The sequence below is a fragment of the Stenotrophomonas maltophilia group sp. Smal32 genome, assembly GCF_030237085.1.
Taxonomy (GTDB): Bacteria; Pseudomonadota; Gammaproteobacteria; order Xanthomonadales; family Xanthomonadaceae; genus Stenotrophomonas; species Stenotrophomonas maltophilia_Q.
This window is the reverse complement of record NZ_JASJSI010000123.1, coordinates 1-11,886: the sequence shown is the minus strand read 5'-3', so window position 1 is coordinate 11,886 and position 11,886 is coordinate 1. Positions and strand designations below refer to the sequence as shown.

Sequence of the window (11,886 nt, the reverse complement as noted above, 5' to 3'; positions counted from 1 at the left end):
ACGCCGCGACGCGGCGAACAGCAGCCGAGCATCGGCTCGGCTCTACATGGGCACGGAATCTGTAGCGCCCGAGCCCATGCCCGGGCGACGCCGCGACGCGGCGAACAGCAGCCGAACACCGGCTCGGCTCTACATGGGCACGGAATCTGTAGCGCCCTTAGCCCACGCTCGGGCGACGCCGCGACGCGGCGAACAGCAGCCGAGCATCGGCTCGGCTCTACATGGGCACGGAATCTGTAGCGCCCGAGCCCATGCTCGGGCGGCGCCCGCGACGCGGCGAAGTGCAGCCGAGCATGGCTCGGCTCTACATGGGCACGGAATCTGTAGCGCCCGAGCCCATGCTCGGGCGACGCCGCAACGCGGTGACCAGCAGCCGAGCATGGCTCGGCTCTACATGGGCACGGAATCTGTAGCGCCCGAGCCCATGCTCGGGCGACGGCGCGACGCGGCGAACAGCAGCCGAGCATGGCTATGCCGGCCGTCTTGGCCGACACCCTCCGGGCCGTCGCAAGCGACGTTGGCAGCGGCTCCTGCCGCTGCCTTCGGCTCTACAGAGGCAAACAGACGCGGCGAGCAAAAAAAAGGGGGAGGCCGCCCCACTACGACCGGCCTCCCCCACACCACAACACGTTGATGTGCATTACGGTCGAGCAAGCTCGACCACTACACCGGGGTACCCGCCACGACCTCCAGGCCACGCGCGCGGCGGATCAGCCGCGTCACGGCATTGCGCAGGTCATCGAGCACCGCATAGATCGTCGGCAGGAACAGCAGGCTGACCACGGTCGAGAACGCCAGGCCGCCGGCAATCGCGCGCGCCATCGGTGCGTACTCCGGGCCGTTGCCGAACATCTGCGTGTTGGTCAGCGAGATCGGCACCATCGCCAGGATTGCCGTGCCCATGGTCATCATGATCGGGCGCAGGCGCTCGCGGGAGCCTTCCACCAGTGCCTGCGTCCGGCCCATGCCGCCGCGCCGCAGGTTGTTGATGTGCTCGATCATCACGATGCCGTTGTTCACCACCACGCCCATCAGCACCAGGATGCCGATGAAGGACATGATTCCGAACGAGGTGCCAGTGATCCAGAACAGCCAGAACACGCCGAAGATCGAGAACAGCACGCCGCTCATGATCGCCGCCGGGAACAGCAGCGACTCGAACACTGCCGCCATCACCACGTAGATCATCACCAGCGCGATCAGCAGGTTGAACACCATCTGCTGCATGGCCTCGTCATCGTTGCCGTAGTCGCCACCATCGAAGGTGAAGCCATAGCCTGCCGGGAAGTTCATCGGCTTGAGCACCGACTCCATCGCCTTGCGGCCATCCGGCGCGGTGACTTTCTCGGCCAGGTTGGCCTTGATGGTCAGCGTAGTCTGGCGGTTGGTGCGGCCGATCTGGGTGGCTGACGAACCGACGTCGACGGTGACCAGGCTCAGCAGCGGCACGCTGCGGCCATCGCCGGTACGCACGCTGAAACCGGCCAGGTCTTCCGGGCTGCTCTGCTCGGCACCCGCGAAACGCACCCACACCGGCACTTCGTTGTCGCCACGGCGGAACTCGCGCATCGGTGCACCGCGCAGCGCCAGGCCGACGAAGCTGGCCACCTGTTCGGCGTTGAAGCCGAACGCCGCCGCACGTTCGCGGTCAACGCGCACCTTCAGTTCGCCGCCTTTCTCGCCGTTGTCGATGCGCACGTCGCGCAGCTCGGCGCGCTGGGCCAGCAGCGGCACCACTTCCTGGCCGATCTCCTGCAGCATCGAACTGGAATCGCCGACCAGCTGCACCTGCACGCCCTGGTTGCCGCCACCGCCGCCATCACCGCCCTGGTTGCCTACGAAGTAGTCGGTACGCGCCGACTTCGGCAGCCCCTTGCGCAGCTCTTCCTGCAGCGACTTGATGTCCTTGGCGTACTTCTCGTCCAGGGTGACCACGGTCGAGCTGCCTTCCTGCTCGCTGTACCAGGAGTACACCTGCTTGACGTGCAGGCGCTCGCGGTTGGCGTCGATCCAGTTCTCCACCCGCGCCACTTCCTCTGACATCTGCCGGTAGGTGTAGGCGCCCTTCCACATGTAGCCGATGAAGATGTCCTTGCCGCCGTCACCACCGAACATGTCGATCTTGGTCAGCTTCATCGGCACCAGGCTGACCAGCACCACCAGCAGAATGCCAAGCAGGCTCCAGCCGCGATGGCGCAGCGACCAGTCCAGCAGCCTGGCGTAGCGGCGTTGCAGGCGCGCGATCAGGCCGGTCTGCGAGTGCACCAGCTTGGGCGTGGCCATGCGTGCGGACAACATCGGGATCAGGCTGACCGCGACCAGCCACGAGGCCAGCAGCGAGACCGAGATGGTGATCGCGATCTGCGCCATGAAGATGCTGATGTTGTTGGTCTCGCCGAACAGGTTCGGCACGAACACGATGCAGTGGCACAGCGTGCCGGCGCTGAGCGCGATGGCCACGTTGCGGGTGCCGATGATCGAGGCCAGCCGCGGCTGCCCCGGCAGGCGCTCGCGCTCCTGGTAGATGCTCTCCACCACCACCACGGCGTTGTCGACCAGCATGCCCACCGCCAGCAGCAGGCCCATCATGGTCAGGATGTTCAGCGTCACCCCGACGAAGTACATGAAGCCCAGGGTGATGGTGAAGCAGATTGGAATGGCCAGGGTCACCATCAGCGTCGATGGCCAGTGCCGCAGGAAGAAGAACAGCACCGTCACCGACAGGATCAGGCCGACCGCACCGGCCTCGGCCAACTCCAGCAGCGAGGAGGTCACCGCCTTGCCCTGGTTGTCGATCACCTTGATCTGGACGTCGCGCATCGACGCTTCGGCACGGATCGCTTCAACCTCCGCCAGCGCCGCGCGCGACACCTCCACCAGGTTGGCGCTACGCTCCTTGAAGATGTCCAGGCCAACCGCCGGGTTGCCGTCCAGGCGGCGCCCGTAGTTCATCCGCGCCGGCTTCAGGCGCACGTCGGCGATGTCGCCCAGGCGCAGGCCCTTGGCGTTGATCACCAGGTCGCGCATTTCCTGCAGGTCGGCGATCTCGCCCACCGGCTGCACGCGCACGCGCTGCCCGTTGTCATCGATCTGCCCGGCCGAGATCGAGAAGTTCAGCGTGCGCAGGCGCTCGCTGAGCTCATTGATGCTCAGGCCATGCGCGTTGAGCCGGTTCGGGTCGATGGCAATCTCGACTTCGTTCGGCGGCGCACCGGTGATGTCGACGCGGGCCACGCCGGGAATGCGCTCGATGCGCCGCTTGAATTCGCGGTCAAGCATGTCGTACGCGGTGGTCAGGTCGGTGGTGCTGGCCAGGCGCACCTTCAGCACCGGCTGGTCGCTGCTGGACCACTTGAACACGTTGTAGCGCTGCAGGTCATCGGGCAGGTCGCTGCGGATCGCATCGATGCGCTCGCGGGCATCGGACGCGGCGATGGCGATGTCGCGGTCCCAGTCGCTGAACTCGATGAAGATCAGCGCCGCTTCGGAGGTAGCCGACGAACGCATGCGCTTGATGCCGGTCATCGTCGCCAGCGATTCCTCCACCGGGCGGATGATGGTCCGCTCCACTTCTTCCGGGGTTGAACCGGTATACGGAATCTGTACGAACAGGAACGGCGCGGAGATGTCCGGCAGCGCTTCCAGCGGCAGCCGGAACGAGGCGATCAGGCCGATCACCACCAGTGACACGAAACACATGATGGTGGTGACCGGGCGGCGGATGGAGAACTCGGCAACACTCATGCCGGTTCCTCCGCGCCCGCCTCACTGCCCGCCGCACCCGGCTCGATCTCACCGGCGTGCTTGCGGCCACGCTCGCGGTAATAGGCATCACCGCGGCGATCCATCAGGTCGTACACCACCGGGATCACCAGCAGGGTCAGCAGGGTCGACACCAGCAGGCCACCGATCACGGTGATCGCCATCGGCGCGCGCACTTCGGCGCCCTCGCCCATCGCCACCGCCAGCGGCAGGAAGCCGAACAGCGTGCACAGCGTGGTCATGATGATCGGCCGCAAGCGCGAGCGCGCACCTTCCACCAGCGCTTCATGCTTGGCCACGCCGGCCTCGCGCAGCTGGTTGACCTTGTCGATCAGGATGATCGCGTTCTTGGTGACCAGGCCGACCAGCAGGATCAGGCCGATGAACACCACCACCGAGATGGGCTTGCCGGTCAGCATCAGCGCCAGGATCGCGCCGACCAGCGCCAGCGGGATGGTGAACAGGATCACGAACGGATGCAGCAGCGACTCGAACTGCGAGGCCATCACCAGATAGACCAGGAAAATCGCCAGGCCGAAGGCGAAGATCAGCGATTTCGCCGCCTGCGCCAGCTCCTCGCCCTGGCCGCCGATGTGCAGGCCAACGCCCGCACCCAGTGGCTGTTCGGCCACCATCTGCTGCACTTCGCGCATGGCAGCGCCCAGATCGATGTCACGCAGGTTGGCCGAGACCACGGCGACGCGGGTCTGGTCGGCGCGATGGATCTCGCTGGGGCCGGTGGTGGCGACCACGTCGGCTACTGCGTCCAATGTGACCGGACGGGTGCTGCCCGGATTGACGATCAGCCGGCGGATGCTCTCCACGCTGGCACGGTCGCCCTCCTGCGCACGCACCAGCACGTCGATCTTGCGATCGCGGAAGCTGTAGCGGGTGGCCACGTCGCCGCGCACCTTCTTCACCACCACATCGGCGATCTGTCGGGTGGTCAGGCCCAGTGCACCGGCACGCTCCTGGTCGAAGCGGATCTGGATTTCCGGGAAGCCCTCTTCCACCGTCGACTTCACGTCGGCGTAGTGTGCATTGCCACGCAGCATCGCCGCCAGACGCTGGCCAGCCACTTCCAGCGTCGCCATGTCCTGCCCGCGCAGCTCGATTTCCAGCGGCGTGGAGAAGCTGAACAGCGCCGGCCGCGCGAAGTCGACCTGTGCACCTGGATGCTGGCCCATGGTGTCACGCAGGCGCTCGGTGATCTCCGCTTCGGTTCGCGCGTTGCCACCGCCTTCCATCACCACGGTCAGCTTGCCGATGTTCTCGCCGCTCTCGGTCGGGCTGGCATCCAGGCGGGTGCCGCTGCCACTGACGCCGTACAGCGAGGCCACGCCCTCGCCGTTGCCGTGGGCCAGCTGCAGTTCGCGCACCAGCGCATCGGTCTGCTTCAGCGGCGTGCCGGCCGGCAGCTTCACCGTCATTTCGAAGCGGTCCTGAGCCAGCTGCGGGATCAGGTCGGCACCAAGCATCGGCACCAGCGCCATGGTCGCCACGAAGATGATCGTGGCCACGCCCAGCACCTTGCCCGGATGGGCCAGCGCGCTTGGCAGCAGCCGCAGGTAGCCGCGCTCGGCACCGGCATAGGGCTTCATCGCCAGGTCGCTGGCCTTGCGCATCACCGGGCCGACCACCGCCACCACGCCACGCCATGCACGCACGACCAGCCAGGCCAGTGCATAGAAGCTCCAGCGCGCGGTTGCGACAGCACCACGGCGACCCAGTGCCACCGGCTTCTGCCAGCGGTTCTGCGGATGCCACGGTTCGTTCGGTGCTTCTTCCGGGAACGCCAGCGGCGGCCGTCCCTTCAGCGAGCTCAGCATCGGAATCAGGGTCATCGACACCAGCAGCGAGATCGCAATGGCGATCGCCACGGTCAGTGCCTGGTCGCGGAACAGCTGGCCGGCGATGCCGTCGACGAACACCAGCGGCAGGAACACCGCGATGGTGGTCAGGGTCGAGGCGACCACCGCCATGCTCACTTCGCGGGTACCGGCAATCGCCGCCTGCAGGATGCCGAGGCCGCGCTCGCGGGCCTTGGCGATGCTCTCCAGCACCACGATCGAATCGTCCACCACCAGGCCGGTGGCCAGTGCCAGGCCGCCCAGCGACATCACGTTCAGGCTCAGGCCGAGCTGGCCCATGAAGAAGAACGTGGCGATGATCGAGACCGGCAGCGACAGGCTGATCACGAACGTGCTCCAGCCATCACGCAGGAACAGGAAGATGATCAGGATCGCCAGCAGGCCGCCGATCACTGCATCCTTCTTGACGTCGGCGATGGCGTGCTCGATGAAGCGCGACTGGTCCTCGATGGTGGTCATCTCGACATCGGACGGGAACGTGCCCTTGATCTGCTCCAGGCGCTTGCGCAGCGCTTCGGCGGTGGACACGGTGTTGGCATCGCCTTCCTTGTAGATGGCCAGTTCAACCGATTCCTTGCCGCCCAGGCGGATCACCGCTTCGCGTTCCTTGTAGCCCTGGCGCACGGTGGCCACATCCTTCAGCCGCACCGGCACACCATTGGCGACCACGCTGGAGCCACCGCCGGACGATGCGCTCTGCGCCGCCGAGGCCGCCGCGATGGCGGCCGCCGAACCGGTCGACGCGGCGATGTTGAACATCTGCTGCAGCGCCGAGTCGGCCGCGCTGCCGTTCGACGCCTGGGTGGTGACCAGCAGGTTGCGGATCTCCTCCAGGTCGGCGAACTGGTTGACGGTGCGCACCAGGAAGCGCTGCGAACCCTCCTCCAGGCGGCCGCCGGAGATGTTGATGTTCTCGTCCTTCAGGCGCTTGATGACGGTGTCGATTGGCAGGTTCAGCTGCGCCAGCTTCTGCTGGTCGATGTCGACCTGGATCTCGTCTTCCAGGCCGCCGCCGACCTTGACCGCCGCCACGCCGGTGACCGGCTCCAGCTTCTTCTTCAGGTCTTCATCGGCATAGCGGCGCAGGCCGGTCAGCTCGCGGATCGCATCGGCATCGGTGGCCGGCGCGTCCTTGCTCGACAGCACCAGGCGCATGATCGGCTCGGTGGACGGATTGAAGCGCAGCAGCACCGGGGCCTTGGCCTCCAGTGGCAGGTTCAGCGCCTCCATCTTGTCGCGCACCTCCAGGCTGGCCTGGTCCATGTTGGTGCCCCAGGCGAACTCCAGCACCACATCGCTCTGTCCGGTGCGCGAGACCGACTTCAGCTTGCGCAGGTTCTTGACCACGCCCACCGCTTCTTCGACCGGCTGGGTGATCAGGGTTTCGATTTCGGTCGGCGCCGCACCGGTGTACTCGGTGCGCACGGTCAGCGTCGGGTAGCTCAGGTCAGGCAGCAGGTTGACCTTGAGGTTGCCCAGCGCGATCAGGCCGAACAGCAGCAGGGTGACCGTGCACATGGCGATGGTCACGCGGCGGCGGGTGGCGAATTCCACCAGGCCGCCGCGCATGCCGGCGGCGGCGCCGTCGCTCGCCGGCGAGGCACCGTGGTCGTGATCCCGGGCGGTCATTGCTTGCTCCCGGCCTTGTCTGCCGGCTTGGCGGCCGCTGCAACCGTCTTCGCCTTTGCCTTCGGATCGGCGATCACCTGCACCGCGGTACCGTCGCGCAGCGCGACCTTGCCGGCGGTGACCACCTGATCACCGGCCGCCAGGCCATCACGGATCTCCACCCACGGGCCCTCGGCGTAACCCAGCTTGACCGGAACGCGTGCGACCTTGCCTTCGCGCACCCGGAACACCGCCGGCTCACCGTCGTCGAGCAGCGCCAGGCGCGGCACCACAAGCGCATCGGCACGCTGGTCGTAATCGATGCGGATGCGCCCGAACATGCCGGGCTGCAGCGCATGGGCGGCGCCATCGAAGGCACTGACCACGCGAAACGTGCCGCTGCCCGAATCCACCACCGGCGCGATGCGGTCGACGGTGCCGGTGAAGCTCTGGCCCGGCAGCGCATCGGCAGCCAGCGTCACCGGCTGGCCGGCACGCAGCGTGGCCAGTTCGCGCTCGGGCACGTTGAGGGTGGCTTCCAGGCGCGAGTTGTCGACGATGCGGAAGATCGGCGTGTTGATCTGCACGAAATTGCCGGTCTTGATCGAGCGCGAGGCGATCACGCCGGAGATCGGCGCCACCACCGTGGTGTAGGACAGTTCCAGCGTCGCCAGGCGGTACTGCGCGCGGACGTTTTCCAGATCAAAGCGCAGCTGGTCGACATCGGCGGCACTGACCATCTGCTGGCCAACCAGTTTCTGGGCGCGCTGGTAGTTGTTTTCCAGCTTGCGCATCTGCGCTTCGCTCTGGGCAACAGCCAGGCGTGCGCGATCCGGGTCCAGCCGCACCAGCGGCTGGCCAGCGGTCACCCGCTGGCCTTCCTCGACCAGCACCGCCAGCGCCACGCCCGAGGTCTTGGCGACCACCTGCGATTCGGCGCGCGGCTCCAGCGCAGCGGTTCCGGTGTAGCTGGCCGCGACCGCACGGTGGCTGGCCACCGCCACTTCGACCGGCACCGCGTCGACCTTCTTCTCCTCCTTGGTCTCGGCGGCCTTGGCTTCGGAATTGGGCCCTGCGGCGCAACCGCCCAGCAGCAGGGAGGTGGAGATCAGCAGTGCGGCGGCACAGATTCCGCTGCGACGGCCGGACAGGAAGGTTGGGTGCGACATCGTCAGGTCCCTGGAGGATGCGTGGACAGGTGTGGTAGCAAAGTAATGCACCACTTCACGGCCACACCATATCCCAAAGGTCATGGTGCCTTCACGCCACCGGTCGGACCGACCCCATTTCAGCTAGATGAAACCTGAGGCTATACTCGGGTCGTTCCGTACCCCACGCCGGAACGACCAGACCCGAATCCCCGGAAACGACACCATGCGCCCGCAGCCGCTCGCCGCTTGTCTCGCTCTGGCCGTCCTCCTGCCCCTTGGGGCCGCCGCACAGCCCGCTCCTGCTCCTGCCACACCCGCTCCGGCCCCGGCTGCTGCCGCCGCGCCGGCGCCTGCCGCGCCCACCGGCAACTTCGACAATGGCCGCGTGCTGGCCTACACCTGCCAGGGGTGCCACGGCATCACCGGCTACAAGAACGCCTACCCCAGCTACCGGGTGCCGAAGATCGGCGGCCAGACCCAGCAGTACCTGGCCCAGGCCCTGACCGAGTATCGCCAGGGCAAGCGCCGGCATCCGACGATGCAGGCGCAGTCGATGAGCTTCAGCGAACAGGAGATCGCCGATCTCTCTGTTTACCTGTCCACCGTCAAGTAAGGCCCGCCCATGTCGAAAGCCGCGCATCCGATGCGTCATGCCATCGCCCTGTCCGTTGCCCTGCTGCTGGCCGCCTGTTCGCAGTCGCAGGTGGAAAACAGCGAGAAATCCGCCGCCGACCCGGGCCATGCCAGCGGCGAACACGGTTCTTCGTCATCGGCCGGCCTGCCTGCAGGCCGCGAGGCCGCCGGCGAAGCCCGCGCCAAGGTGAAGGGCAAGGCCACCAACCAGAGCTGCATCGACTGCCACGGGGCCGACGGCAATGCGCCGATCGACCCGACCTATCCGAAGCTGGGTGGGCAGTACGGCGACTACCTGGCGCACGCGCTGCAGGCCTACCGCGCCGGTGACCGCCAGCACATGCTGATGACGCCGCAGGCGAAGGACCTGAGCGATCAGGACATCGCCGATCTGGCCGCGTATTTCGGCAGCCGGCCGAGCCAGCTGCGGGATCTGCACGGGGTCAAATGACCGCTGGCCCCCCGATGGGTGCGGAATCCGCTTTGGTGGGTGCGGACCTTGGTCCGCACTGATGCAGACATCCACGCATCTACCAGCCGAGCATGGGCTCGGCTCTACAGCGCCTGCTGGCATGCCTCGGTAGAGCCGAGCCTACGCTCGGCTGCACTCGGGCCAGATCGCGATGAGCCGAGCATGGGCTCGGCTCTACCTCAATAGCCTCGCCGCTGGCGCCGACCGGCACTCAGCCTTCCAGTTCTTCCCAACGCGCGTACGCGGCATCCAGCTCGGCCTGCACCCTGGCCAGCTGCTGGGTATGCGCGGTCACTTCGGCGCTGCTGCGGGTGTAGAACGACGGGTCGTTCATCGCCGAGGTCAGCCCTTCGACATCGCCTTCCAGCTTTTCGATGGTCTTCGGCAGCTGCTCCAGTTCGCGTGCTTCCTTGTAGGCCAGCTTGCGCTTGGGCGCGGCCGGAGCCGCGGCAGCCGGGGTAGCCGGTGCGGCGGCCGCCGGCTTGGCGGCGGGGGCTGCGGCAGGCGCCGCGATGCTGGCCGCATAACGCTGCCAGTCGCTGTAACCGCCCACGTACTCGCCGATCACGCCGTCGCCTTCCATCACCAGCGTGGAGGTCACCACGTTGTCGATGAAGTCACGGTCGTGGCTGACCAGCAGCAGCGTACCGGTGTACTCGCCCAGCAGCTCTTCCAGCAGCTCCAGGGTTTCCACGTCCAGGTCGTTGGTCGGTTCGTCCATCACCAGCAGGTTGGACGGCTGCGCGAACAGCTTGGCCAGCAGCAGGCGGTTGCGCTCGCCACCGGACAGGCGGGTGATCGGCGCACGCGCACGTTCCGGGGTGAACATGAAGTCCTGCAGGTAGGCATGCACGTGCTTGCGCTTGCCGTTGAACTCGAGGAAATCGCGGCCTTCGGCCACGTTCTCGATCGCGCTCCAGTCTTCGCGCAGCACTGCACGGTACTGGTCGAAGTAGGCGATCTGCAGGTTGGTGCCGGCGTTGACTTCGCCCTTGGCCGGCTGCAGTTCACCCAGCAGCAGCTTCAGCAGCGTGGTCTTGCCACTGCCGTTGGGGCCGATCAGGCCGATGCGGTCGCCACGCAGGATGGTGGTGGTGAAGTCGCGGACCATGGTGCGCTCGCCGAAGGCGAACGAAATGTCCTTGACGTCGATGACCTTCTTGCCGGAGCTGACGCCCTGCGCGGCTTCCATCTTGACGTTGCCACTGAGATCGCGGCGCTGCGAACGCTCGGTACGCATCGCCTTCAGGCGGCGCACGCGGCCTTCATCGCGGGTACGACGCGCCTTGATGCCCTGGCGGATCCACACTTCTTCCTGCGCCAGCAGCTTGTCAAAGCGCGCGTTTTCCTGCGCCTGCGCGTTGAGGCGTTCCTCACGGCGGCGCTCGTAGTTGGCCCAGTCGCCCGGCCAGCTGGTGACCTGGCCGCGATCGATCTCGACGATGCGGGTGGCCAGTGCGCGCAGGAAGCGACGGTCATGGGTGACGAACACCACGCTGCCGCTCCAGCCCTTCAGGAACGCTTCGAGCCAATCGATGGCTTCGATGTCCAGATGGTTGGTCGGTTCGTCCAGCAGCAGCACATCCGGGCTGGAGACCAGTGCACGGGCGAGCAGCACGCGGCGCTTCATGCCGCCGGACAGGCGGCCGAACTCGGCCTCGCCGTCCAGGTCGAGCTTGGTCAGGGTTTCGCTGACGCGCTGGTCCAGGCCCCAGCCGTTGGCGGCATCGATCTTGGCCTGCACGTTGCCGAGGGCTTCGCCATCGAACACCTCGGCATGGCTGAGGTGGTGGAATTCGGCCAGCCACTGGCCCAGCTCGCCCAGGCCATCGGCGACGACGTCGAACACCGAGCCGGCGGCGCCATGAGGCACCTCCTGCTCCAGGCGTGTGACGCGCACGCCCTGCTGCACGCGGACTTCGCCGTCATCGGGCTTGTGGTCGCCGGACAGCAGCTTGAGCAGGGTGGATTTGCCGGCGCCGTTGCGGCCGATCAGGGCGATGCGTTCGCCCGGCTCGATCGACAGTTCGGCCTTTTCCAGCAACAACGGGCCGCCGACGCTGAAGTCGACGTTCTGCAGAGTAATCAGAGGCATCCGGATATTGTACGGGTTGGGGGCGTCGGCCGGGTTGCACCCGGCACCCGCAGAGGCAACGTCAACCGCCGAAGCAACAGCTGAAGCGGGTTTCCTGTGGGATGGCGGGGCGGGGGGGGGGGGGGGGGGCCCGCCCCCCCCCCCCCCCCCCCCCGGCCCCGGGCCGGCCCGCCGGCGGCGCGCCCGCCCCCCCCCCACCCCCCCCCCCCCCCCCCCCCACTTGACTAGTTCATGGTGTTGTCATTTGTTGCGGCTGGGGCGGTGGTCGAAGTTCGCTGCAAGAGCCGGAGCCGG

General features: G+C 67.0%; 6 protein-coding genes. 2 read left to right on the top strand and 4 right to left on the bottom strand.

Annotated features, from left to right (window positions below; translation table 11 throughout):
- Window positions 1–663 precede the first annotated feature (663 nt).
- Genes QRO91_RS19715 through QRO91_RS19705 form a run of 3 tightly spaced genes read right to left on the bottom strand, consistent with a single transcriptional unit; the run spans window position 664 to window position 8,410 of the window.
- Window positions 664–3,744, bottom strand: a complete 3,081-nt coding sequence (locus tag QRO91_RS19715; RefSeq protein ID WP_197651136.1) for an efflux RND transporter permease subunit — start codon at window positions 3,742–3,744, stop codon at window positions 664–666.
- Window positions 3,741–7,202 (bottom strand): efflux RND transporter permease subunit, encoded by a 3,462-nt coding sequence (locus tag QRO91_RS19710; RefSeq protein WP_285310529.1) that lies wholly within the window; start codon window positions 7,200–7,202, stop codon window positions 3,741–3,743. Before QRO91_RS19710 ends, QRO91_RS19715 begins: the two co-directional genes overlap by 4 nt.
- 56 nt (window positions 7,203–7,258) lie before the next feature.
- Window positions 7,259–8,410 (bottom strand): efflux RND transporter periplasmic adaptor subunit, encoded by a 1,152-nt coding sequence (locus QRO91_RS19705; protein WP_021204157.1) that lies wholly within the window; start codon window positions 8,408–8,410, stop codon window positions 7,259–7,261.
- A gap of 205 nt (window positions 8,411–8,615) precedes the next feature.
- On the opposite strand from QRO91_RS19705, the gene QRO91_RS19700 reads away from it, so the two are divergent.
- Window positions 8,616–9,005, top strand: a complete 390-nt coding sequence (locus QRO91_RS19700) for a c-type cytochrome (RefSeq protein ID WP_111112400.1) — start codon at window positions 8,616–8,618, stop codon at window positions 9,003–9,005.
- 9 nt (window positions 9,006–9,014) lie between these two features.
- Entirely contained in the window at window positions 9,015–9,476 is a 462-nt protein-coding gene (locus QRO91_RS19695) for a cytochrome c (protein ID WP_019661289.1), read from the top strand.
- Between the two features lie 232 nt (window positions 9,477–9,708).
- On the opposite strand, the gene QRO91_RS19690 is transcribed toward QRO91_RS19695, so the two are convergent.
- Complete coding sequence (locus QRO91_RS19690; RefSeq protein WP_285310528.1) at window positions 9,709–11,592, bottom strand: ATP-binding cassette domain-containing protein; 1,884 nt, start codon at window positions 11,590–11,592, stop codon at window positions 9,709–9,711.
- Between the last annotated feature and the right edge of the window lie 294 nt (window positions 11,593–11,886).